Origin of the sequence: Mesorhizobium sp. M0761, from assembly GCF_040320205.1 — a bacterium.
In the GTDB taxonomy this organism is placed as follows: domain Bacteria; phylum Pseudomonadota; class Alphaproteobacteria; order Rhizobiales; family Rhizobiaceae; genus Mesorhizobium.
The window spans coordinates 162362-184817 of the sequence record NZ_JAMYPF010000012.1 but is presented as its reverse complement, the minus strand read 5'-3'; the positions used below and the strand labels follow the sequence as shown (position 1 = coordinate 184817).

At 64.9% G+C, this 22456-nt stretch carries 21 protein-coding genes; 7 read left to right on the top strand and 14 right to left on the bottom strand.

Annotated features, from left to right (window positions below; all coding sequences use genetic code 11):
• The first annotated feature begins 146 nt into the window (after window positions 1–146).
• Window positions 147–1034: an AraC family transcriptional regulator gene (locus NKI32_RS20560; RefSeq protein WP_353003378.1), complete on the top strand. Its 888-nt coding sequence runs from the start codon at window positions 147–149 to the stop codon at window positions 1032–1034.
• Between the two features lie 319 nt (window positions 1035–1353).
• Here the strand turns inward: NKI32_RS20560 and NKI32_RS20555 are convergent, their stop codons facing one another.
• Both NKI32_RS20555 and NKI32_RS20550 read right to left on the bottom strand, forming a co-directional pair.
• Window positions 1354–2148 (bottom strand): FadR/GntR family transcriptional regulator, encoded by a 795-nt coding sequence (locus tag NKI32_RS20555; protein ID WP_023671079.1) that lies wholly within the window; start codon window positions 2146–2148, stop codon window positions 1354–1356.
• Window positions 2149–2151: 3 nt separating this feature from the next.
• A complete protein-coding gene (locus NKI32_RS20550; protein WP_353003376.1) occupies window positions 2152–3594 on the bottom strand; it encodes an FAD-binding oxidoreductase in 1443 nt (480 codons plus the stop codon).
• A gap of 161 nt (window positions 3595–3755) precedes the next feature.
• On the opposite strand from NKI32_RS20550, the gene gloA reads away from it, so the two are divergent.
• Window positions 3756–4166, top strand: a complete 411-nt coding sequence (gloA, locus tag NKI32_RS20545) for a lactoylglutathione lyase (RefSeq protein ID WP_019856614.1) — start codon at window positions 3756–3758, stop codon at window positions 4164–4166.
• A 74-nt stretch (window positions 4167–4240) separates the two neighbouring features.
• Here gloA and NKI32_RS20540 read toward each other — a convergent pair whose 3' ends face one another.
• The 4 genes from NKI32_RS20540 to NKI32_RS20525 all read right to left on the bottom strand — a co-directional run bounded on the left by NKI32_RS20540 (window position 4241) and on the right by NKI32_RS20525 (window position 8935).
• A complete protein-coding gene (locus NKI32_RS20540; RefSeq protein WP_023683139.1) occupies window positions 4241–5209 on the bottom strand; it encodes an ABC transporter permease in 969 nt (322 codons plus the stop codon).
• A 4-nt stretch (window positions 5210–5213) separates the two neighbouring features.
• On the bottom strand, window positions 5214–6716 hold the full coding sequence (locus tag NKI32_RS20535; protein WP_023683138.1) for a sugar ABC transporter ATP-binding protein: 1503 nt from the start codon (window positions 6714–6716) through the stop codon (window positions 5214–5216).
• Window positions 6717–6721: 5 nt separating this feature from the next.
• On the bottom strand, window positions 6722–7762 hold the full coding sequence (locus tag NKI32_RS20530; protein WP_245260511.1) for an ABC transporter permease: 1041 nt from the start codon (window positions 7760–7762) through the stop codon (window positions 6722–6724).
• Between the two features lie 102 nt (window positions 7763–7864).
• On the bottom strand, window positions 7865–8935 hold the full coding sequence (locus tag NKI32_RS20525; RefSeq protein WP_023683136.1) for a sugar ABC transporter substrate-binding protein: 1071 nt from the start codon (window positions 8933–8935) through the stop codon (window positions 7865–7867).
• Window positions 8936–9239: 304 nt separating this feature from the next.
• Between NKI32_RS20525 and NKI32_RS20520 the strand changes: the two genes are divergently transcribed.
• Window positions 9240–10835 carry a GMC family oxidoreductase gene (locus NKI32_RS20520; protein WP_023831719.1) on the top strand — a complete coding sequence of 532 codons (1596 nt, stop codon included), beginning with the start codon at window positions 9240–9242 and terminating at the stop codon, window positions 10833–10835.
• A gap of 216 nt (window positions 10836–11051) precedes the next feature.
• Here the strand turns inward: NKI32_RS20520 and NKI32_RS20515 are convergent, their stop codons facing one another.
• On the bottom strand, window positions 11052–11432 hold the full coding sequence (locus NKI32_RS20515) for an endonuclease/exonuclease/phosphatase family protein (RefSeq protein ID WP_353003374.1): 381 nt from the start codon (window positions 11430–11432) through the stop codon (window positions 11052–11054).
• Window positions 11433–11688: 256 nt separating this feature from the next.
• On the opposite strand from NKI32_RS20515, the gene rsgA reads away from it, so the two are divergent.
• Window positions 11689–12714: a ribosome small subunit-dependent GTPase A gene (gene rsgA, locus NKI32_RS20510; RefSeq protein ID WP_023671071.1), complete on the top strand. Its 1026-nt coding sequence runs from the start codon at window positions 11689–11691 to the stop codon at window positions 12712–12714.
• A gap of 60 nt (window positions 12715–12774) precedes the next feature.
• Here the strand turns inward: rsgA and NKI32_RS20505 are convergent, their stop codons facing one another.
• The 7 genes from NKI32_RS20505 to NKI32_RS20475 are packed head-to-tail and all read right to left on the bottom strand — an operon-like array spanning window position 12775 to window position 19093.
• Window positions 12775–13566, bottom strand: coding sequence for a sugar isomerase domain-containing protein (locus tag NKI32_RS20505; RefSeq protein ID WP_353003372.1), 792 nt, complete (start codon window positions 13564–13566; stop codon window positions 12775–12777).
• A 37-nt stretch (window positions 13567–13603) separates the two neighbouring features.
• On the bottom strand, window positions 13604–14374 hold the full coding sequence (locus tag NKI32_RS20500) for a GntR family transcriptional regulator (RefSeq protein ID WP_023683130.1): 771 nt from the start codon (window positions 14372–14374) through the stop codon (window positions 13604–13606).
• Complete coding sequence (locus NKI32_RS20495) at window positions 14371–15246, bottom strand: ROK family protein (RefSeq protein ID WP_353003370.1); 876 nt, start codon at window positions 15244–15246, stop codon at window positions 14371–14373. Before NKI32_RS20495 ends, NKI32_RS20500 begins: the two co-directional genes overlap by 4 nt.
• Window positions 15243–15983, bottom strand: a complete 741-nt coding sequence (locus NKI32_RS20490; protein ID WP_031195993.1) for a PIG-L deacetylase family protein — start codon at window positions 15981–15983, stop codon at window positions 15243–15245. The genes NKI32_RS20495 and NKI32_RS20490 overlap by 4 nt, the downstream gene beginning before the upstream one ends.
• On the bottom strand, window positions 15980–16837 hold the full coding sequence (locus NKI32_RS20485; RefSeq protein ID WP_023751378.1) for a carbohydrate ABC transporter permease: 858 nt from the start codon (window positions 16835–16837) through the stop codon (window positions 15980–15982). The genes NKI32_RS20490 and NKI32_RS20485 overlap by 4 nt, the downstream gene beginning before the upstream one ends.
• Window positions 16834–17766, bottom strand: a complete 933-nt coding sequence (locus NKI32_RS20480) for a carbohydrate ABC transporter permease (protein WP_353003366.1) — start codon at window positions 17764–17766, stop codon at window positions 16834–16836. Before NKI32_RS20480 ends, NKI32_RS20485 begins: the two co-directional genes overlap by 4 nt.
• A 52-nt stretch (window positions 17767–17818) precedes the next feature.
• Window positions 17819–19093: an extracellular solute-binding protein gene (locus NKI32_RS20475; RefSeq protein ID WP_353003364.1), complete on the bottom strand. Its 1275-nt coding sequence runs from the start codon at window positions 19091–19093 to the stop codon at window positions 17819–17821.
• 316 nt (window positions 19094–19409) lie between these two features.
• On the opposite strand from NKI32_RS20475, the gene NKI32_RS20470 reads away from it, so the two are divergent.
• Genes NKI32_RS20470 through NKI32_RS20460 form a run of 3 tightly spaced genes read left to right on the top strand, consistent with a single transcriptional unit; the run spans window position 19410 to window position 22452 of the window.
• The gene (locus NKI32_RS20470) at window positions 19410–20702 is read left to right on the top strand and encodes an ABC transporter substrate-binding protein (protein WP_353003362.1); all 1293 of its coding nucleotides are present in this window, start codon (window positions 19410–19412) and stop codon (window positions 20700–20702) included.
• Complete coding sequence (locus NKI32_RS20465; protein ID WP_353003360.1) at window positions 20702–21592, top strand: carbohydrate ABC transporter permease; 891 nt, start codon at window positions 20702–20704, stop codon at window positions 21590–21592. Before NKI32_RS20470 ends, NKI32_RS20465 begins: the two co-directional genes overlap by 1 nt.
• Window positions 21589–22452, top strand: coding sequence for a carbohydrate ABC transporter permease (locus NKI32_RS20460; protein WP_353003358.1), 864 nt, complete (start codon window positions 21589–21591; stop codon window positions 22450–22452). Before NKI32_RS20465 ends, NKI32_RS20460 begins: the two co-directional genes overlap by 4 nt.
• The last annotated feature ends 4 nt before the right edge of the window (window positions 22453–22456 follow it).

Here is a 22456-nt window from a genome sequence, read left to right as displayed (position 1 = left end):
CGCTGCCCTGAAGCTTGCTAGCAGCTAAACTTCCCCAGTTATGAATGCCCGCGCCCTGCACCGGCCCATCCATGTCAAATCGCAAGATCGGTCGAGCGCGATATGTGCGGAAGCGCTTATCTGGTGTCGCCACGCAGGACGAGACGATGAAGACGGCACTTGAAAACTACCATGCCCGGATGCAGCGGGTGCTGGACCACATCGACCAGCATCTGGACGACGATCTGGGCCTGGAGGCGTTGAGCGGCGTCGCGGCGTTCTCGAAATACCATTTCCACCGGCAGTTCACGTCAACCTTCGGCTTGTCCGTGCATCGCTATGTCCAGCTCGCCCGCCTGAAGCGCGCTTCGTATAGGCTTGCCGAGAGCGACGCCCAAAGCGTCACCGACATAGCGATGGATGCCGGTTACGACGCACCGGATGCCTTCGCCCGCGCCTTTCGGCAACGGTTCGGACAATCGCTTTCGTCGTTCCGGAAGTCCCCCGACTGGGGGGCGTGGCTCATGGCCTTCGGGCCGCTCGACAAAGCAAGGACCACGCTCATGCAGATAATCTTCGAACCCGCCGACGTGATGATCCGCGATGTGCCCCCGACGCCGGTGGCGATCATGGAGCATCGCGGCGACCGGGCGACGCTCCAGGACACCATCCAGCGCTTCATCGCCTGGCGCAAGGCGGCCGGCCTCTCGCCCCACACAAGCCCGACCTTCAACATCTTCCGTTCCGAAAGGGAGCCGGCGAACCCGGCTGATTACAGCATGGATATTTGTGCCGGAACCGACCTGCCGGTAGAAGGCGGGCCGATCGAGGACGCGCAGATGAAGGCCGGCGTGATCCCCGGCGGACGCTGCGCGGTGCTGCGCTATCCCGGCAACACCAACAATCTCGAGCCGGCAGCGCTTTACCTGTACCGCGAATGGCTTCCGGCCAGCGGCGAGGAGGCGCGCGACTTTCCGATCTATTGCCAACGGCACTTTTCGTCGAACGGACCGGTGCGCGAGGTGGTGCTTGAGCTGTTTCTGCCGCTGAAATAGCGCGGTGGGTGGCGGCCTATCTCCGGCCCTGAGCTGGTTGAGCCGACGACCGTGTGAAATCTGATATGGCGCTCCCCCACTCCGTCTCGGCTTCGCCGAGCCACCTCTACCCCACATTCGTGGGGGAGAGAAACCCAAGCTTTTGAAGGGCTGCGATCTCGGAATTGGCATTTCCTCATCCCGCATGAAATGGGGGGTCCGAAGGACGGGCGAGACCCGTGGCTCGCCCCGGCAAGGTGGCTCGGCGAAGCCGAGACGGAGTGGGGGTCAGCGCCGCCATAGGCGATTGGCCCAGCGCGCGGACAAGGCAAGGCTATCCCTAAGCCTGCCCGCGCACAGCCTTCCGCAACCGCGAATGCCGTACCGGAGACGCTGCCTCGGGCCCCGGCGCTATCTCCGCAGCTTCCCCCTCATGCAACCCCACCCGCAGCGCCGCGCCCGCCAGATGGTCGCGCATCGCGGCTTGCGCCCCTTCGGCGTCGCCGGCACGGATCGCTCTCAGGATGCGCTCATGTTCGCCGAGCGTGATGCGGGCCATGTCGTCCGACTTTTGCTGGTTGCCGGCGGCGAGAATGCTTTCGCGCACCCGCTCGGACACGAAGACCAGGAATTGGCCCATGTAGGAATTGCGCGTCGCCTCGGCGACGGTGCGGTGGAATTCGAGGTCGCTGCGCAGCCAGGCGACGCTGCCATAGGGGGCGGCGCGCATGCCGGACAGCGCATCGCCCATGGCTTTGAGATCGGCGTCGCTGCGCCGTTTTGCGGCAAGGGCCGCCGCCTGCACTTCGAGGATGCCACGCAGTTCGAACAGATTGCGAAACGAGTCGGCGCGCTGCAGCGTCTCATGGTCGATGGTCAGCACCGTCGGGTTGTTGCTCTCGACCACGAAGGCGCCGCGCCCCTGCTGCGACCAGATTCGGCCTTCCGAGCGCAGCCGCGCGATCGCCTCGCGCACCACGTTGCGGCTGACCCCGAAAGTGGTTGCCAGCGCCGCCTCGGTCGGCAGCTGGTCACCCGGCTTCAGCCGGCCTTGCGCGATCTCGCGCGAGATGGAACTGGCCACCAGAGTGGAGAGGTGTGGGCCGCGATTGACCTTGTCGAGTTTCAGCGTCATCGCTCACCTATAGTCGACGGCGGGTGCGGACGCCAGAACGCGGCCGTTGCTGAGAATGTGGCGCGGGTCGAATGCGTCCTTGATGCCGGCGGCGAGGTCGAGCGTCACCGGATCGATGCGTTCGAGGAACGCCTTCTGCTTGACCCGGCCGATGCCGTGCTCGGCGCTGATCGAGCCGCCATAGCGATCGACGACGGTGAAGATCTCGGCTTCCGCCTGCTCGAACAGATGTTCCATCGCCTCGGTGCCCATGCCTTCCGGCGGCACGACGTTGAGGTGGATGTTGCCGTCGCCGACATGGCCGTAGGTGACGGCCAGCGCGTCGGGCCGGGCTTTCTCCAAGCCGGCCAGCGCATCGGTGACGAAATCGGCAAGCCTGGAGATCGGCACCGACACATCGGTGCGCAGGTAGCGCCCGCCCCTGCCCTGCCGCTCGACCATGATCTCGCGATAAAGCCACAACCGCTCACCTTGAGCCCTGGTCGAAGCGATGACGCCGTCCTCGACGATGTCCTCGACGCTGCCGAGAAACCCCAGCAGCATATTGGAGAGGTCGATCAGCCCGCCCGACGACACCTCGATCAGCACATAGACGGGATAGGGCTGGCTGAGCGGATCGGGAAAATCCTGGCCTTCGCGCATGGTGATCTCGATGCCGCCGCGCAGGATCAGTTCGAAGGCGGTGAGCAAATCGCTGCAATCGCGCCGCGCCCTTCCATAGAGTGCCATCGCGTCCTCGACGGAGCGCAGGCCAACCAGCGCGGTTTCGATCTGCGTCGGCTTGGGGAATAGTTTCAGCGCCGCCGCGGTGACGATGCCGAGCGTGCCCTCCGAGCCGATGAAGATCTGCTTCAGATCATAGCCGCGATTGTCCTTGCGCAGCACTTTCAGCCCGTTCCAGATGCGGCCGTCGGCCAGCACCACTTCGAGGCCAAGCACCAGGTCGCGCGTCATGCCGTAGCGCAGCACGTTGAAGCCGCCGGCATTGGTGGCGACATTGCCGCCGATGCGGCAGCTGCCCTGCGCGCCGAAAGTGATCGGCAGCAGGCAGTCGCTCGCTTCGGCGGCGCGCTTGGCGTCCTCGAGAATGCAGCCGGCCTCGACCACCATGGCGAAGTCGATCGGGCTGATCGAGCGAATCCTATTCATGCGCTCCAGCGAGATGACGATCTCGCCGCCATCCGCCGCCACTGCGGCGCCGACGAGCCCGGTCAGGCCGCCTTGCGGCACGACCGGAATGCGCTCGGCATGGCAGAACCGCATCAGCGCCGACATTTCCTCCACCGAAGAGGGCCGCGCCACCGCCAGCGGCCGGCCGAAATGATCGCCCGACCAATCGCGGCTGTAGCGCGCCAGATCCGCTTCCTCGGTCAGCAGCCCGCCATTCGGCAGCAGGCCGGCCAGGGCTGCGATCTGCGATGCGGAGGTTGGCGGCACGGCATTCATGGATTGGCTCTGGGCCCCTCGGCAAAACGACTGGACAAATACCGACGTTGTCGTGTTATCATACAACCCTGATTGAGAACATCAAGCGAGGCCCTCTTGCCGCCAAGCGTGCGATGTGGACGATCAGACCCGCAAATCACAGAATTCGGAGGACTCCCCCAATGAGCGACGCCCCGGGCTTTCGCTATATGCACACCATGATCAGGGTGCTCGACCTCGACAAGTCGATCGCCTTCTACACCGAGGTGCTCGGCATGACCCTGCTGCGCCGCGACGACTACCCCGGCGGCAAGTTCACCAACGCCTTTGTCGGCTATGGCCCCGAGGACAAGGAAGCCGTCGTCGAGCTGACGCTGAACTGGGGCCGCGAGGAGCCCTACGAGATCGGCACCGGCTTCGGCCATCTGGCGCTCGGCGTCAACGACATCTACGCCGTCTGCGCCGAACTGGAAAAGCGCGGCGCCAAAATCCCGCGCAAGCCCGGCCCGATGCAGCACGGCACCACCCACATCGCTTTCGTCGAAGACCCCGACGGCTACAAGATCGAGCTGATCGGCCTCGACACGATGTGATCCGATCGGGCCGGACCGCATCGGCCTCGCGCCGATGCGGTCCCGTCCTGTCCGCGCTTGCCTGGGAGGCGGGATCACTTGATGACCGCGATCTTGCTGCGGTCGATGGTAATGGCGACGGCAGCGATCAGCACCGCGCCGAACACCATGTTTTCCAGGAAGATATTGACGCCGACAAAGGTCATGCCGATGCGCACGATCGAGATGATCAGCGCGCCGACCGCCGTGCGGGCAACGCCGCCGAGCCCGCCGGTGATCGCCGTGCCGCCGACAATGACGGCGGCGATGGCCGGCAGCAGCAGCTGGTTGGCCAGCACCGGCGAGCCGCTCGACAGCCTGGCTGCCAGCACGACGCCGGCGATGGCCGCGAGCATACCCGACGCGGCAAAGGCGATGATCTTGGTGCGGTCGACATTGATGCCCGCCGCCCACGCCGCCGGCTCGCCGGCGCCGACCGCAATCGCCTGGCGGCCGAAGCGTGTGTAGCGCAGCGCCAGAAAGGCGGCGATGCCGATCACCGTCGAAATCAGCACCACCACGGGAATGCCGGCGACAGTGGCGTTGATCCAGGCGGTGTTTTCGCGACCAGCCTCCTCGATGGTGATGGCGCGGCCATTGGAGACCCAGAGCGCCAGGCCGGTGACCACGCCGCCGGTGGCGAGCGTCGCGACGAAGGACGGCACGCGTAACTTGACGTGAACGACGCCGCTCAACACGCCGAAGGCGAGCCCCGACAGGATCGCCACCGGAAAGGCGGCAAGGCCGAGCGAAGGCAGCAATTGCGCCAGGATGACGCTGGCCAGCGATGCCACCGCCTGGATCGACAAATCAATGCCGCCAAGCAGGATGGCGAAGGTGACGCCGGTCGCCAGGATGAACAGCACGGCAGTGTTGGCAAACAAAAGCGCCACGGTCTCGCCGGTCAGGAAGCCGGGCGCGGCGATCTCGATGATCAAAAGCAGGCCGACAAGCAGCACCAGCGGAATGGCGCCTTGCGTCCACTTGCCTTCGAAAACCCGCCTGATGGAGAACGCTTCATTCATCGGCTCACACCATTGCCCTGAGAAGATCGACCTGGTTCGGCTTGTTGCCCGGACTGGCATCGAAGCGCGCGGTGATTGCACCGTCGCGCATCACCAGCACCTGGTGCGACAGGCCGATCGTTTCCTCCAGCGTGTCGGAAATCAAAAGAATCGCCACGCCTTGCGCGGAGAGATCGCGCACTAATTCGTAGACCTCTTCCTTGGCGCCGACATCGAGCCCGCGTGTGGGATGGTCGAGCACCAGGATGCGCGAGCCCGCCGTCATCCAGCGCGCCAGCACCACCTTCTGCTGGTTGCCGCCGCTGAGCTTGCGGCAGGCGGCATCGGGACCGGGCGCCTTGATGCGCAGCCGCTTGATCCAGTCGGCGGCAAGCCGGCGCTCCTTGCCATAGTCGATGGCGCCATGGCGCATGACGCTGGAGAGATCGGCCAGCGAAATGTTCTCCGCGATCGACAGGAACATCACCAGCCCTTCGAGCCGGCGCTCGCGCGGGACATAGCCGATGCCCTTGCGCACCGCCGGTTCCGGCGAGGAGAAGCGCACGGCATCGCCGGCGATTTTCATCTCGCCGGCATCATGCTGGACGAAGCCGCCAACGGTGCGCGTCACCTCCTCGCGGCCGGAGCCGACAACGCCGGCAATGCCGACAATCTCGCCGGCCCGGATCGAGAGATCGACGCCGTGATAGTAACCGTTGGCGCCAAGCCCCTTGGCCTCGACCATCACGATATCGCGCGGCGCCAGCTGGCGAGCCTCGCGGTAATATTCGGCCTGCAGGCCGCGCCCGACCATGATCTCGTGCAGCTCCGGCGCGGTGACTTCAGCTGCGCGGTGCTCGGCGACGACCGCGCCGTCCTTCATCGTGTAGACACGGTCGGAGATGTTGAGCACCTCGTCGAGGCGGTGCGAGACGAACACAAAACTGGCGCGGGATTTAAGCGAGCGCACCCGCGCGAACAGCACCTCGATATCAGCGGCGTTGAGCACCGAGGTCGGCTCGTCGAGCAGGATCAGCAACTGCCGCTCGACCACTTCCTCCAAGGTCAGCGCCTTGGCGAGCTCGACCATCTGGCGTGCGGCGAAGGTGAGTTCGGAGGTGCGCGCGGTGACGTCGATGTCGATGCCGATCTTGGCCAGTTGCCGCCGCGCCGCCGCGTTCATGGCGCGCCAATTGACGAGGCCGAAGCGGGTGAAGCGGTCCTCTTCGCCGAGATAGATGTTTTCGGCAACCGTCAGGTTCAGCACCAGCGACTGCTCCTGGAACACCATGCCGATGCCATGCCTGGCCGCATCACGGGCGTTGCGCATGCGCAGCTGTTCGCCATCCAGCGTCAGCGAGCCGCTATCCGGCCGGTAGCCGCCGGCCAGCACCCGCATCAGCGTCGACTTGCCGGCGCCGTTCTCGCCGATCAGCCCGACAACTTCATTGGGCCGCACCTCAATGGAGACGTCGCGCAGCGCCTGCACGCCGGGGAAATTCTTGATGATGTTGGACGCCTGCAGCATGGCGTTCACTTGACGATTTTCAGGCGGACACGGTCGAGCGACAGCGCCACCGCGGCGATGATCATTAGACCCTGCACCGTCTGCTGGATGTAGGGCGAGATGCCGAGCAGGATCATGCCATTGGCAAGCACGGTGACGATCAGCACACCGATCAGCGTGTTGACGACGCCGCCCTCGCCGCCGGTCAAAGCGGTGCCGCCGACGACCACTGCGGTGACCGCTGCAAACAGCCTGCCGTCGCCGATGACGGCGTGCGACTGGCCGAGCTGTGCCGCGGCCAGCACGCCGGCAATGCCGAAGAAGAACCCGGCCAGCGCAAAAGCGGTGATGCGCACGCGCACCACATTGACGCCGGAGAGCTTGGCGACATCCTCATCACCGCCGATCGCCAATATGTGGCGGCCGAGCTTGGTGTGATACTGGATGACAGTGGAGAGCAGGAAGGCGCCGAACGCGACCCAGACCGCCACCGGAAGGCCGAGGAAACGGTGCAAGGCCAGGTCGCGGATCGAGGCGTCGTTCAGCTTGATGGCCGTGCCGCCCAGCATATAGACCGACAGGCCGAGGCCGATGAACCACATGCCGAGCGTGCCCATGAAGGACGGGATGCGCAGCATGGTCTGGACGAGACCGCTGACGAAGCCCATGGCGGTGCCGGCGGCGATGGCAGCGAGCACCGCCCACCAGCCATAGTCGTTGCCGTTGCCGTCATTGGCGGCGAGCAGCACAAGCACCATCGCCGCCACCGAAAGCGTGCCTTCGACTGCGAGGTCGATGCTGCCCATCAGGATGATGAAGGTCAGCCCCATCGCCAGCGTCAGCGGCACGGCGGCGGAATTCGCAAGCCGCACCAGATTGCGCAGCTCGATGAAATTGGGGTTGGCAATGGCGATGAGTACGCAGAGTACAATCAGCACCGCCAGCGGCGCCAGGCTGCGCCAGCGCCTGCCGCCCAGGAATGTCGCGATCCGGCCGGGGAACGGTGTCATAGGCGTCGTCCGCTCGATGTCCGAAACGGACTTCAGGGGTTCTGTATGGATTGTCAAGAAACCGCTTCCCGTCTGCTGGTGACAGCCGTCGCGACAAGGGGATCGCGACGGCTGCGGGAGGAAGCGGGCCGCCAGGGAGGTGCAGCCCACTCCGATGGATCAGGTACGGATTGCTCCGGTGACCCGGCCCCACAGATCGTTCCAGTCGATCTCGGGCTTCGCATCGACATTGGTCTTGTAATATTCCTCGACATTGTCGTGCGAGATCAGCACCGCCTTGCCGTAGAACTCGCGGTGCTCCGGGGGCTCCTTGGTCGGGTCGAACTTGCCGATCTTGGCGTTGTAGCCGATGGCGAGACCCATGCCGCCCTGCCAGAACGGATCCGAAGTGACCGTGCAGGCGAATTCGCCGGTGCGCACCGCATCGACCGCCGTCTTGATGCCGTCGACGCCGACGATCGGCACCTTGCCGGCGAGGTTTTCGGCGCGCAGCGCTTCCAGAGCGCCCGAGCCCATATCGTCATTGGCCGCCCAGATGCCCTTGATGTCGTCGCCGAAGCGGGTGAGCAGATTGCCCATCAGGTCGAAGGCTTCGGTCGACTTCCAGTTGGCGACCTGGAAGTCGAGCAGCTTGATGTCCGGGTTGGCGGCAAGCGCTGCGTCGAGGCCCTTCTTGCGTTCGATCGCCGCCGTGGTCGAGATCAGGCCGCCGAGCGCTACGATGCCGCCCTTGCCGCCAATGGTCTTGAACAGGATCTCGGCGATGGTCTTGCCGCTGTCGATGCCGTCGAACTCGATATGCGAGACATAGTTCGGGTTGAAATCCTTCGGGTGCAGATCCCCAGGCTTGTTCCACTGGGTCACCACATAGGCGCCGGCCTTGGCGCAGGCCTCGACGATCGGGCGCGCATCGGGCGTGTCGTTGGGATCGGAATTCAGCACCATATTGCCGCCGGTCTTGGCCAGCATCGCCTTGATGTCGGCAATGCCCTTCTCGCTGTTGCCTTCCGAAACCAGCGTGACGTGCTCCAGCCCGGCCCATTTGGCATACGCTTCGGCGCCGGTCTTCCACACCGCGTGATAGGGGTTGGACAGCGAGCGGATCGATGTCACCAGCGTCGGCTTGTCCTGCGCGCGCAGCACGCTCGGCATGGCGAGTGCCGCCACGCCGGCGGTGGCGCCCATCATCAGCGTGCGCCGGTTGACTGCAAAATTCTTCGTGTCGTTCATACCTCGAAACCTCCCGATTGAATTCTGTTCCGCCCGGCATCTTGCGCAGGGAGCGCGGCCGGGACCTCCTGGTGAGGATCGTCAAGCTCCTCCACTTGTACGACAACCCTTCAACACGATAACCATATCCTTTCTCTTGACGTGGCACAAGCGACTTGAGATCGTCGCGCGCAAGAGGAAGGGGCGGTGATTTCATCGCCCGCCGGAGCATGATCCCTAGAAGTGGGAACCGGTTTTCTCGGACAAATCGAGAAACCGTTTTGTCCGGAGATCATGCTCCAACAAAGAGAACCCGGGAGTGGAAATGACGGATTACATCATTGTCGGCGGCGGTTCGGCTGGCTGCATTCTGGCCGCCCGGCTGAGCGAGGACCCGGACGTGTCCGTCGTGCTGCTCGAGGCCGGTCCGCCCGACACCGACCGCTACATCCATTTGCCGGTCGGCTTCTTCAAGATGACGTCGGGGCCTCTGATCTGGGGCTATGACACCGCGCCCGGCAAGGAGATCGACGGCCGCACCATGGTCTATCCGCAGGCGCGTGTGCTCGGCGGCGGCTCCTCGATCAACGCCCAGGTGTTCACCCGTGGTTGCCCGCAGGACTACGATGGCTGGGCGACCGACGATGGCTGTGCCGGCTGGAGCTATGCCGACGTGCTGCCCTACTTCGTCCGCTCCGAGGGCAACGACACTTTTGCCGATGCGCAGCACGGCACTGACGGCCCGCTCGGCGTCTCCAGCGGCGCGCCGCATCCGCTGACCCGCATCTTCGTCAAGGCGGCGCAGCAGGCGGGCCTTCCTTTCCGCGCCGACTTCAACGCCGGTGAGCAGGCGGGCGCCGGCTTCTACCAGACGACGACGCGTCGGGGGAAACGCTCGAGCACGGCGGTCGCCTATCTGAAGCCGGCGCTCGGCCGCAAGAATCTGACGCTACGCACCGACGCCTCGGTCAGCCGCATCGTGGTCGAGAACGGCCGCGCCATCGGTGTAGAGATCATCGTCAATGGCCGCACCGAACTGCTCCGCGCCGAGCGCGAAGTCATCGTCGCCGCCGGCGCCATCGGCTCGCCGAAATTGCTGATGCTGTCCGGCATCGGCCCGGCCGTGCATCTCGGCCAGCACGGCATCAAGGTGGTCCACGATTCCAAAAACGTCGGCCAGAATCTGCACGATCACATGGACGTCGATGTCGTCGCCGAGCTCAACGGACCGCACGGCATCGACCGTTACAAGAAGAAGCGCTGGCAAGCGGTCGCCGGTCTTGAATATGCGCTGTTCGGCAAGGGGCCGGTGGCCTCCAACATTGTAGAGTCCGGCGGCTTCTGGTGGGGCGACCGCGCGGAGAAGACGCCGGACATCCAGTTCCATTTCCTGCCCGGCGCCGGCGTTGAGGAAGGCATCGGCTCGGTTCCCGGCGGCAATGGCTGCACGCTGAACTCCTACCATGTGCGCCCGCGTTCGCGCGGCAGCGTCACGCTCAAGTCCGCGGACCTGCGCGATGCGCCCATCATCGACCCCAACCCGTTCGCCGAGCGCTATGATCTCGAACGCGCCATCGACGGCATCGAGATCAGCCGCGAAATCCTGTCGCAGCCAGCCTTCGCCAGATACATCAGCCGCGAGCATCTGCCCGGCAAGGCGATGCAGGGGCGCTCAGCACTCGAAGCCTTCGCCCGAGAACATGGCCGCAGCGCCTATCACCCAGTCGGCACCTGCCGGATGGGCGGCGATGCCGACAGCGTCGTCGATCCCGAGTTGCGCGTGCGCGGTCTGCAAGGCCTGCGTGTCTGCGACAGCTCGGTCATGCCAAGCATCGTGTCCTCCAACACCAACGCGGCCGTGGTCATGATTGCGGAGAAGGCTGCGGATCTGATTGCGGGGCGAACGCTGCCGGTGGCGTAAGCAGGACAATCGCATGTGGTGGCGCCACGCGATTGCCCTGCCTTGAGCACCTGTCGCTGAGCGCATAGCACTCGAACCGCACTAAAAACGACAGCCTCCCGCAGCGCCTTCAACCGACGCTTGCGCAACCCACCAACCGACCGGAAACCCCCGGTTGCGGGCTCGTTGCCGACGCCTGCGCGGGGATGTGAAAGCGCTTTTGCGCCAGTTCCGCGATCACACCATATGAACCGATCCAAGCTCTGCTAGCTTGTGGGCGTGGGACTTGTCCCGCTTTGGCCGGTGCTTCAGGCAACCCCATCCCAACCCCCCGCCCCCTGTGGCGCCGGCCATCCCCCTCCCTTCTACCAGGCTTCCCGACCTGCCATCCTCAGCCGTCCTTGCCAACTTCGAGGTCGACGACGAGGCCTGATGCGTTGCATGCAAATCCAAACCATCGGGCAGCGTATCGAGGAATTTCACATCGGCTGTCTGGACGACCTCCTGAAAGGCGACCAGATCCGGGTCGAGCCGCCCCAGCTCCCGGTTGATGGCCGCCAGGCGCTCCGGTTCGCCTTCCGTGTTGCAGACATTGAGAGTAACGAGACGTAAGCGCATAGGACTTTTCCTCAATGTTGAACGACCCTCGACGCACGCGACGTGGATAGGTGCCACGGTAGGTTTCCGTGTCTGGTGACGTTCAGCGAACCACCGCCTCGATGCGTTCCAAGCGGTGCGCGAAACGGCTTGGCCATCGGCGCGGTTCGGCTTGCCAAATGCCGCCATGCCGCCCATACACGGCTTGAACAACCGCCCCGAGGGTCCGCGCCCATTTTGCCAAAGGATACTCTCCGATGTCTGTGACGCCGTCGCCGTGGTCAAAACCGTGACGGCTTCCCTCGCAAGCCTGGGCTGGACGGATTTCTTCGGCGACCAGCTTGAAGCCGATGAGGCAGACCTGGTGCCGACGCGCATCGCTTCGGTGCACCGCGACCGTCTGGCCGGTCTGTCTCTGTCAGGGCCAGTGGATCTGACGCTGCCGGCCAATGCCAACACCGGCGACTATGCCGTCGGCGACTGGGTGCTGGTCGAGCCTCACACGCATCTGCTGCGCCGCCGCCTGACCCGCAAGACGGTGCTGGAGCGCCGCACACAGGGCGGCAGGGTGCCGCAGCTGGCCGCGGCCAATGTCGACACGCTGTTCATCGTGACGTCCTGCAATGCCGATTTCAACATCGCCCGGCTCGAGCGCTATCTCGCGCTGGCCAACGAGGCCGGAACGACGCCGGTGATCCTGCTGACCAAGGCCGACACCGCTGACGATGCCGAGGCTTACCAAGGCCAGGCCGCCGCCCTGCAGCGTGGGCTGGCCGTGGTGGTGCTGAACCCGCGCGTCGCCGATGCCGCAGCGGCGCTTGCTCCCTGGTGTGGCGCAGGGCAGACGGTGGCGCTGGTCGGCTCCTCCGGCGTCGGCAAATCGACGCTGGTCAACACGCTGGCCGGATCGGCGCAGCAATCGCCGCAACAGACCGCGGGCATCCGGGAACACGATGCCAAGGGTCGCCACACCACCACGGCGCGGTCGCTGCACCCCATTGCCGGTGGCGGCTGGGTGATCGACACGCCGGGCATGCGCACGCTGCATGTCAGCGACGTCGCATCCGGCATCGACACGCTGTTTGCCGAAATCACCGAGCTCGCACCGCTGTGCAAATTCCGCGACTGCACCCATGTCCACGAACCGGGCTGCGCGGTGCAGGCTGCGTTGAAGGCGGGTACGCTCGACCCTGAGCGCCTTGCCCGCTGGCGCAAGCTGTCGGAGGAAAACCAGGGCAACACGCCGGTTCAGAGCGGCCCGCGCGGCAACAAATCGCCTGCCGGGCGCCCGAAGCGGCGTTGAGCGGATAGGAATTGCGGAACGAGACGTCGGAGGCCCGGCATGTGCCGGGCCTCCCTTTTTTCACTCTCCGCGCATCGTTGCCTGGAAGGTCGGCAGGTGCTTCTTCTGCGCATCCAGCATGCGCTCGCGGTAGACGCCGTAGATGACGTCGGTGTCGTGCAGCGTCACGCCGGCAATGGTCGGCGAGGCGAAGACCGGCAGTTCGATGCCGCGCTTGGCGAGCTGCTCGGCGGTGCGCGCGATCAGCTCATGCGCCAGGATCATGGCAAGCACCGTCGATGAGCCCGACACCGGCCGGCTCCAGCCCTCGACCGGCACGATGGCGTCCTCGATCGGCGAACAGGTGTCGATGACGAGGTCGGCGGCATCTGCCAGCCGCTTGCCGGAGGAGTGCGTCGCCGGCTTGTCCAGATTGTTCTTGCTGGTGACCGCGACGACGAAGATGCCGCGCTTCCTGGCGTATAGCGCGGTGTCGATGCCCGACGAGTTGCGGCCGCTATGGCCGAAGATGATGATCGAATCGCCCTTGTTGAGCGGCTGGTGGTCGAGGAATTTTTCGGCGTATTTTTCCGTACGCTCCAGCCACAAAAGCTCGCGCACGCCGCCGGCGCCGAGCACATTGTGCCACATCACGCGCGGGTCGGTCAGGGGGTTGAAGCCGACATAGCTGCCATAGCGCGGAAACACTTCCTGCACCGGCAGCACCGAATGGCCGGAGCCATAGAGATGTACCAGCCCGCCGCCCTCGAGCGAGTCGGCAAAGCGGCTGGCAGCCTGGCCAAAGGCCTCTTCATTGGCTTTCGCAGCCTGGTCGATGAGGGCGGCGAGACGGTGGATGTAGAGATCGGACACGCGGGTACTCCTGTTTGATGTGTCGGTCTGGAATGGATCAGCTTCTTGGGTTCAGCGGCACGCGTCCGGCGCGCAGCGTCGAGCGGATTTCGTAGCGGTCGCCGCGCATGATCGAGACGGTGAATTCGAACGGGCCGCGCTCGTCGGTGGTGATGCGTTCGACGACGAAGGCCGGGCTGCCGACGGCGAGGTCGAGCAGTTCGGCGTCCGCCGCGCCGACCGCGCCGACCCGGTAGTTCTCCCGCGCGGCCACCGGCACGATCCCGTAATGGCGCTCCAGCGCCTCGTAGAGCGAGCCCTGCAGCAGGCCGGCATCGAGGAAGCCCGGCACGCGCACCGCCGACAGCTGCGCCGTCTGGATGCCGATCGGCTCGTTGTTGCCGAGCCGCAGCCTGCGAATGCGCACCACCGGATCGCCCTCCTCGATCTCCAGCGCGCCGGCAGCCGCCGCATTGGCGGTGGTCAGGCTGCAGTCGAGCAGGCGCGAGCCCGCGACCACGCCCATATTGCCCATCTCCTGGGTAAAGCTGGTCAGCTCACGCGTGCCGGCGACCAGCGTGGTCGAGCGCACGAACGTGCCGCGGCCATGTTCGCGCCTGAGCAGCCCGGCCTCCTCGAGATTGCGCAGCGCGTGGCGCAGCGTGATACGGCTGACGCCGAACAGGGCGCACAGCCTGTCCTCCGCCGGGATCTGGTCGCCCGTTGCCCATTCGCCGCTCTTGACGATGGCGCGGATCGCCTCTTCGACCTGATACCAGAGCGGCTCCGGCCGTCTGCGGTCCGGCTGCTGAAAGCTTGCTTCGCTCATCGCACATGCCTCCACCCTTGCCCAACGGCGCCGGCCAGCGCCGCGCCGACGAGGCCGGCGCGGGGACCGAATTTTCCGGGCTTGACGTCGATGCCGCGCAGATGCGGCGGCAGTTGGCGTCGCAGCGCTGCAAGCAGCGGCGGCCGGATCACATCCAGCGCCTCCGCCAAACCACCCGAAATCAGAACCGCTTGCGGATCGAGCAGCCCGACAGCGCCTGCAAGCGCGGTGCCGAGCTGTCGCGCCGGCAGTTCAAGCAAGGTGAGTGCGGCCAGTTCGCCGGCCTGGGCAGCGGCGATCAGCTGGCGGCCGTCGGCAAGGCCGATCTGTCCGGCTAGGGCATCAAGCGCCCGGCCCGACGCGACGCGCTCCAGCCAGCCGCTGCGCTCCTCGCCATGATCTTTGACGTCGGCGCAGGCCCAGCCGAACGAGCAGGCGCCGCCATGCGCGCCGGCAACGATGCGGCCATTGGCCAGCACCGCCGAACCGATGCCGGTGCCGATGGCGAGCAGGATCGCATCCGACATGTTTTTCGCACTGCCTTCGACAGCCTCCGCCAGCAGCGCAATCTGTGCGTCATTGCCGATCGCTACGCGCAGTTTGGGAAACAGCGTCTGGATGTCGACGCCGTCGAGGAACGGCAGGTTGGGGATCCAGCGGCAGATTGAGCCCTCGACCAGACCCGGCACCGCGATGCCAAGTGCTGAGACCGGCCCGGCCTCAGCGCACAGCGCGTCGATGCGCGCAATGAAGGCATCAAGGGTTGCCGGCGCCGGCTCGCTGCCCAGCGCCTCCAACCCACCGACATCGCCCGTAGATACGGCAGCGCGCAGATTGGTGCCGCCGAGATCGATGGCGAGTACCCGCCTCATCGACCGGACCCTTTGCCGAAGGGGAGCGAGAACAGGCCGCTGCCGGCATTCCACGAATGCGACGCCGCCGCGAAGGCCTGCGCATGGCGCGTGCCGCGCAGGCAGCCGCGCAGCCGGTAGAGCGAACTGTAATAGTCGACATAGGGGAAGCTGCTCAGGCCGCGCGCCAGCTCATACTCCATCACCGCGTCGCGCCAGGCCTCGAACCCGTCGCTGACATCGACGAGATGCTCGGGCCGGAAGCCGTCATCGTCCTCCCAGTTCTCGCCGAACAGCAGCAGTTGCGGCGTGTGCGCCGGATGGTCGCTGGCAACGGTCGGCAGTCCGGCGAAGAAGATACCGGTCTTCGTCAAATGCGCGGCGGCGCGATGGTCCTTGTGCCAGCTGCCATGCCAATGGGTGATGACGATCTCGGGTTTCAGCTCGCGAATGATGTCGCCCACTTCGAGCGCCGTCTGATCGTCTGTGGGCAGGAAGCCGTCGCGCAGGCCAAAGCCACGCATGGTGACGCCGAGCCGCTCCGCCGCGCTGCCCGCTTCCTCTTCCTTCTGCACGCAATAATGCGCGGGAACCAGGTACGGATGGCCCTGCTCACCCATGGTCAGATGCAGGAAGGTCACCGTGGCGCCGCGCTTGACGGCAGCGGCCGCCAGCGGCCCGGCCATCACCTCGGCATCGAAGGCGTGCGCGCCGACCACCAGGATCGATTTCGCCGCATAAATCCTGTCTTCGATCATTTCATGCCCCCTCCGGTACCGACGCCTTCGCGAATCTGGCGCGCCAGCAGACAATACATGATCAGGATGGGCGCCATGGAGATCGCCAGCGAGGCGAACACCAGGCCCCAGTCGGTGCGGAACTGGCCGACGAAGACGCTGATCGCCAGCGGCACCGTCTTGTAGCGGTCGTCGAAGATGAAGATCAGCGGGAAGAAGAAATCGTTCCACACCGCGATCGCGGTGAAGATGGCCACGATCGACACCGCCGGCTTGACCATCGGCAGGATGATCTGGAACAGGATGCGCACCTCGCCGGCGCCGTCCATGCGCGCCGCCTCGTCCAACTCGGAGGGCAAGACGCGCATGAAATTGGCGAAGATGAACACGGCGAAGGGAATGCGGATCGCCGAATAGACCAGGATCAGCCCGGTCAGCGAATCCAGCAGGCCAAGATTGCGCATCAGCGTGAACAGTTCGACCGAGGCGAGCCGGATCGGCAGCATGATGCCGGACAGGAACAGGCCGAGCATGATGGCATTCCAGCCAAGCTTGTAGCGGCTGAGCGGATAGGCGGCCATCGCCGAGACGACGATGGTGAGGATGACCGCGCCGCCCGTGACGATCAGGCTGTTGATGAAATTCTGGCCGAGATCGGCGCGCGTCCAGGCGTTGATGAAATTGTCGAAGGCAAAGCTTTGCGGCAGGCCGAGCCTGTTGTCGTAGATCTCGGCCGTGGTCTTGAAACAGGAGACGACAAGGATGTAGAGCGGCAACAGCACAGCCGCCGTCCATGCGATCAGCACCGTCCAGCCGGGCAGCCGCGCCAGCTGCCGTGAGATGTCTGGCCTCTGCGCAATCGCCAGCGCGCTCATAGCTGCACCGTGCGGCGGTCGAAGAAGCGCAGCATCATGAGCGTGCCGATGCTGAGGATCAAAAACAGCACGGTGCCGAGCGCCAGCGCCAGACCGATATCGGTGATGCCGACAGCGCCTTCCGCGCCGAAGGCCAGCCGGTAGAAGTAGGTCACCAGCGTGTCGGTCGAATAGCTCGGATTGCCCTGCACGCCCTGCATGACATAGACGATGTCGAACTGGTTGAAGGTGTTGATGAACGACAGCGTCGTCAGCGTGCCCAGCGCCGGCATCAGCAGCGGCAGCGCGATCGAGAACAGCATGCGCGCATTGCCGGCGCCGTCAAGTTTTGCCGCCTCGAAAATCTGGCCGGAAATCTGCCGCAGACCTGCCGTATAGATCAGCACCGGCAGCCCCATCCAGTTCCAGGCATCGACGGCGATCAGCATGCCAAGTGCTGAATGGCTGTTGCCGAGCACGGTCAGGCTGCCCTGGTGCAGGCCGAGCCCGTTCAGCGCCCATTCGACGACACCGCCCGGCGCCAGAAGCAGCCGCCACAGCGCGCCGACAATGACCGGGCTCAGCACCGCCGGGAAGAAGAACACCGATTGGAAGAACGCCGCCCCTTTGTCGCGCAGGAACAGCAGCCAGGCGAACAGAAGTCCGAGACCGTTCTGGAACAGCATGATGCCGAAGAACCAGGCGGTGTTGTGCCACAGCGCGCCACAGAGCCGAGCGCCGCTGGGGAAGACGAACAGGCGCGAAAAGTTGGACAGGCCGGCGAACTCGACCATGCGCAGCCCCTTCCAGACGAAGAAGCTGCCCCACAGCGACATCCCCAGGGGATAGAGGACGAACAGTGCGTAGACCGCCAGCGCCGGCAAGATGAACAGCACGGCCATGCGCTGCTGCGTGCGGCGAAGACTGCTGGTTCTGCGAGGGTTGCTCATGCGCTGCTCTGGCTCAGTGAGAGGCCGGCCGCTTTTGCCGCCGGCCTGGCTCCTACTGCTTCGGCTTGAACCAGGTGGCGACCGCCGCCTGCATGTCGGCCGCCAGCTTCTCCGGCGCGATATTGCCTTCGACCATGTCGATGATCTCCGACTGCAGCACAGAGGACGCCGTCGGCGACTGCCAGCGGAAACCGACCAACGTCAGATAGGGCGTCGAATTCTTCGCCATCTCCATCATCGCGGCCAGCACCGGATCCTTGACCGTGACGTCGGTGCGAGCTGGCGGCCAGCCAAGCTCGTCGGCGAACATCTGCGCGAATTCGGCCGAGGCCATGAAGCCCAGCACCTTGGTCGCGGCTTCCTTGTTCTGACTCTCGGAGACTAGGCCGTAAGAGCCATCGGAGAAGGCCGAGGTGTAGAGCTTTGCCCCGGCATCATCGGCGGGGAAAGGGAAGATCGAGAATTTCAGCTTCGGGTTCTGCGCCTTGAAGCTGCCATTCTCGAACGAACCGCCGAGGAACATCGCCGCCTTGCCGCCGATGAACTGCTGCGTCGCGGTGGTGTAGTCGATGCCGGCAAAGCCATCGGGGAAATACGGCTTCAGCTCAGCGAAGCGCTTCAGCGCCGCGACATAGCGCGGATCCTCGAACGTCGCCTTGCCGCTCATCATCTCGTCGTAGAAATCAGGACCATAGACGGTCGGGCCGACGACGCCGACGGCGATCTCCAGTTCCCAGGCCGAGCCGTTGGCGCCGCCGGTGGCGATCGGCGTGATGCCGGCCGCCTTCAGCTTATCGCAGACAGCGGTGAAATCCTTGTAGGTCTTGGGGATCTCGATGCCCTGGGCGGCGAAAATATCCTGGTTGTAGAAGACGCCCATCATCGGCACCGAGTAGGGCACGCCGTAGACTTTTCCGTCAGCGCGGCCACGCGCGCCGCCAAGCGCCGCGTCCTCCATGTTCTTCAGCTCCGGCACGCTGTCGTCCAGCGCGTCGAGATAGCCGGCCTCGACGAAGGGCTGCAACTCGCCATAGGCCTTGAGCTGCGCGATGTCGGGCCCGCGGCCGCCCCGCAGCGCCGTGCTCAGCCGGTTCTGGTAATCGGCATCGGGCGTGAACTGGATGGCGACCTTGATGCCTGGGTTCTTGGCCTCGAAGGCATCGAAGATGCGGCGCATCGCTGCCTCGTCCTCGGTGCGCCAGCTCCACAGCGTCACCGTGGTGTCGGCGGCTCGCGCCGGCAATGAGGCGAAGACGCCGGCGCAGGCGGCGGCAAGGCCGCCGATCAGCCTAAGCGCTGCGCGCCGGTGAAGTGAAAGCATGCTCATTGCCAGTCTCCCATTGTTCTCTGTCCTTGGCGTCCCGCGGCGTTCCCGTGCCGTGAGAAGTCATTGGTTCGGCAAAAGTCATTATAACGACATAGCGGTATTCGCAAGAGGTCTGCTGCGCCTCAGGAATGGCGGCGTTGGCCCGCTCACGACATTGCAGTACCTGCATCCATTTGTTACTTAACGATAAATATCCACATTCCAGCGCCGCAAAGAAATCTGTGACCGTACCATGTGAGACTTTTTCGCCAGCAAGCCCTTGCGTCGCCGCGCTGACTTGTCATAACGTCATTGTGACCAATAGGGAGGATGAGGAATGTCGTTTGCCTGGACGTCGAAACTGGCACTGGCCGCAGGCCTCGCCATCCTGCCCGCCACGGCCTGGGCGCAATCGGTCAACATCTCCTATCTCACCCACTGGTCGCCGGAAACGGTGGCGCTGCTGGAAGCGGCGGCCAAGGATTATGCCAAGACCAATCCGGATGTCAGCGTCACCGTGCGCGCCGTCCCCTTCGGCGACCTCCTGACCACGCTGCGCTCGCAAGGCGGCGGCGCGGACGGCCCAACCATCGGCGGCATCTACGATCTCTGGTTGCCGGAACTGGCGCGCGACAAGCTGGTCGCGCCCGCTCCCGATGCGGTGGCCAGCGAGGTCAAGGCCGCCTGGCCGGCGGGCATCACCAGCGCCGCCTCGGTCGGCGGCACGCTCTACGGCATCCCCAACGAAATCGACGTCTATGCGCTGAACTACAACAAGGCGCTGTTCAAGCAGGCCGGCATCGCGGCGCCACCCAAGACCTGGGACGAGTTCAAGGATGCGGCCAAGAAGCTGACCAACAAGGATGCGGGACAGCAAGGCTTCGGCATGATCAACTCCTGGGCGGCCGGCGTCGTCCACCCCTTCGCCTCGCTCCTGGTCTCCAATGGCGGCGACCTGGTCAAGGACGGCAAGCCGGTGCTCGACAGCCCGCAGGCCGCGGAGACTTTCCAGCTCTATGAAGACCTGATCAAGTCGGGCGCCAGCGTGCCGTCGATGGCGACAGCCGACGCCAACACCACCGGCCCCTTCCTCGACAATTTCGTCTCCGGCAAGACCGGCATGATCATCATGGCCAATTGGTGGGAGAGCGCGCTGAAGGCCGGCATGGGCGACAGATTCGCCGACATTGCAACGGCGCCGATTCCCGTCGGCCCGAGCGGCGACAAGCCGCATTCGATCTCCTACTCCTGGATGACCGTGGTCAACGCCAATGCAGGTGCCGCCGAGCAGAAGGCGGCGTGGGACTTCCTCGCCTGGCTGAACAATCCAAAGTCCGGCAAGAACGGCGCTTCCGCGATGTCGGATATCCTCATGTCGATGGGCATCCTGCCCTCACGCCTCTCCGACATCGAGGCGCACAAGGACAAGCTCGGCTCGGAATTCCTCTCCGGCTATGTCAGCGTGCTCACCGACGCCAAGCCGTTCCCGGTGGTGCCGGGCGGCCAGGAATTCTCGGAATCGCTGCAGCAGACGCTCGAGGCGTTGCAGTATGGCCAGGTCTCGGCCAAGAATGCGCAGGCGACGGCGCAGGCCGACGCCATTTCGATTCTGGAGCGCGCCGCCAAATAATGATTCAGAGGTACCGTGCCTCGGCGGGCATCATGCTGGCGCCCGCCGTGACGCTGATCGGCATCTTCATCCTGTTGCCGATGCTGCTCACCGTCTGGCTGTCGTTCCAGGACTGGTCGACGCAGACGCCGTTTTCCAGCGCCGGCTTTATCGGCCTCGACAATTTCCGCGACATTTTTGGGGTCTCCTCGGTTGGCCGCGATTTCAAGGTCGCGTTCGCCAACACAGCCGTCTACACCGCGCTCTCCGTCGTCCTCATCCTGCCTCTGTCGGTGGCCTTCGGCCTGATGGTTTACCAGCAGGATGTGCCCGGCGGCACGGCGCTGCGCACGGTGCTGTTTGCCACCTACATGGTGCCGATGATCGCTGTCGCGCTGGTGTGGTCGAAACTCTATTCGCCGAGCGAAGGCCCGCTCAACCAGATGCTCGGTCTGATCGGCATCGGCCCGCAGCCTTTCCTGTCGTCGCCGCGCTCGGCGCTGATCTCCATCGTCTTCCTCAATGTCTGGCAGCAGGTCGGCTATTTCACCGTGCTGGCGATCGCCGGGCTGACGCAAATCCCCGGCAGCCTGTATGAAGCAGCAAAGCTCGACGGCGCCAACCGCTTCGAGCAGTTCCGCTTCATCACCCTGCCGCTGATGCGGCGCACGCTTTTGTTCAGCGCCGTCATCGCCATCATCAACGCCGTGCAGGTGTTCGAGCCCGTGGCCCTGATCACGCAGGGCGGGCCGGTCGGCTCGACCAATGTGCTCACCTACCACATCCGCCGCGTCGGCATCGAGCGTGCGCAGGGTGGACTGGGTTCGGCCATGGCGGTCATGCTGATGCTGTCGCTGATTGTCGTCGTCTGCGCGCTGTTTGCCTTCGCCAACCGGAAGAACGACGAATGAGCGCGGGATCGTCGAGCCGGCTGTCGCGCCGGCGCCCGTCCGGCCACAAGGCGCTGCTGGCGACGCTGATGCTGCTGGTCGCCGTCGCCTCGGCCTTCCCGCTGGTGTGGATAGTGCTGTCGAGCCTCAAGACGCCGGCCGAGAGCATGCAGGTGCCGCCGGTGTGGATCCCCCTTACGCCGAGCCTCGACGCCTATGAGAAGGTGTCGGGCGTGGTCAATGTCGGCCGCTCGATGTGGAATTCTCTGGTCATCGCCTCGATCACCACCGCCGGCATCCTGCTGACCAGCATGATGGCCGGCTACGCATTCGCCAAATACCACTTCCCCGCCAAGTCGCTGCTGTTTTCTGTGCTGATCGCCACCATGTTCCTGCCGCCGATCGTGACGTTGATCCCGCTCTATCGCCTGGTCGGCTCGATCGGCCTCAACGCCAGCCTCGCCGGCATCATCGTGCCCAATCTCGCCAACGCCTTCGGCATCTTCCTGATGCGCCAGTTCATCTCCGGCGTTCCCGACGAGCTCATCGACGCCGCGCGCATGGACGGCGCCTCGGAGTTCTTGATCCTCTACAAGATCGTCGCGCCCAGCATCGCCCCCGCAATCGCGGCTCTGGCCCTCTTCGCCTTCGTCTACCACTGGAACAGCTATCTTTGGCCGCTGACCGTGCTGCAGGGCAATGCCGACGCCTATCCGATCGTCATCAGCCTGAGCCGCCTGCTCAGCTACAACAGAGGTGCGGTCAACACCGGCCTGGTGATGGCCGGCGCGACGCTGGCCGTGCTGCCGCCGCTCATCCTGTTCGTCTTCCTGCAGCGCTTCTTCGTCGATTCCATCGTCGGCTCGGCGATCAAGGGATAGCTCG

What these genes read in the sequence shown, in the direction of transcription:
- NKI32_RS20560 (WP_353003378.1), top strand. Translation starts at nt 147, where the DNA reads ATGAAGACGGCACTTGAAAACTACCATGCCCGGATGCAGCGGGTGCTG.
- NKI32_RS20555 (WP_023671079.1), bottom strand. Translation starts at nt 2,148, where the DNA reads ATGACGCTGAAACTCGACAAGGTCAATCGCGGCCCACACCTCTCCACT.
- NKI32_RS20550 (WP_353003376.1), bottom strand. Translation starts at nt 3,594, where the DNA reads ATGAATGCCGTGCCGCCAACCTCCGCATCGCAGATCGCAGCCCTGGCC.
- gloA (WP_019856614.1), top strand. Translation starts at nt 3,756, where the DNA reads ATGAGCGACGCCCCGGGCTTTCGCTATATGCACACCATGATCAGGGTG.
- NKI32_RS20540 (WP_023683139.1), bottom strand. Translation starts at nt 5,209, where the DNA reads ATGAATGAAGCGTTCTCCATCAGGCGGGTTTTCGAAGGCAAGTGGACG.
- NKI32_RS20535 (WP_023683138.1), bottom strand. Translation starts at nt 6,716, where the DNA reads ATGCTGCAGGCGTCCAACATCATCAAGAATTTCCCCGGCGTGCAGGCG.
- NKI32_RS20525 (WP_023683136.1), bottom strand. Translation starts at nt 8,935, where the DNA reads ATGAACGACACGAAGAATTTTGCAGTCAACCGGCGCACGCTGATGATG.
- NKI32_RS20520 (WP_023831719.1), top strand. Translation starts at nt 9,240, where the DNA reads ATGACGGATTACATCATTGTCGGCGGCGGTTCGGCTGGCTGCATTCTG.
- NKI32_RS20515 (WP_353003374.1), bottom strand. Translation starts at nt 11,432, where the DNA reads ATGCGCTTACGTCTCGTTACTCTCAATGTCTGCAACACGGAAGGCGAA.
- NKI32_RS20500 (WP_023683130.1), bottom strand. Translation starts at nt 14,374, where the DNA reads ATGAGCGAAGCAAGCTTTCAGCAGCCGGACCGCAGACGGCCGGAGCCG.
- NKI32_RS20495 (WP_353003370.1), bottom strand. Translation starts at nt 15,246, where the DNA reads ATGAGGCGGGTACTCGCCATCGATCTCGGCGGCACCAATCTGCGCGCT.
- NKI32_RS20490 (WP_031195993.1), bottom strand. Translation starts at nt 15,983, where the DNA reads ATGATCGAAGACAGGATTTATGCGGCGAAATCGATCCTGGTGGTCGGC.
- NKI32_RS20485 (WP_023751378.1), bottom strand. Translation starts at nt 16,837, where the DNA reads ATGAGCGCGCTGGCGATTGCGCAGAGGCCAGACATCTCACGGCAGCTG.
- NKI32_RS20480 (WP_353003366.1), bottom strand. Translation starts at nt 17,766, where the DNA reads ATGAGCAACCCTCGCAGAACCAGCAGTCTTCGCCGCACGCAGCAGCGC.
- NKI32_RS20475 (WP_353003364.1), bottom strand. Translation starts at nt 19,093, where the DNA reads ATGAGCATGCTTTCACTTCACCGGCGCGCAGCGCTTAGGCTGATCGGC.
- NKI32_RS20470 (WP_353003362.1), top strand. Translation starts at nt 19,410, where the DNA reads ATGTCGTTTGCCTGGACGTCGAAACTGGCACTGGCCGCAGGCCTCGCC.
- NKI32_RS20465 (WP_353003360.1), top strand. Translation starts at nt 20,702, where the DNA reads ATGATTCAGAGGTACCGTGCCTCGGCGGGCATCATGCTGGCGCCCGCC.
- NKI32_RS20460 (WP_353003358.1), top strand. Translation starts at nt 21,589, where the DNA reads ATGAGCGCGGGATCGTCGAGCCGGCTGTCGCGCCGGCGCCCGTCCGGC.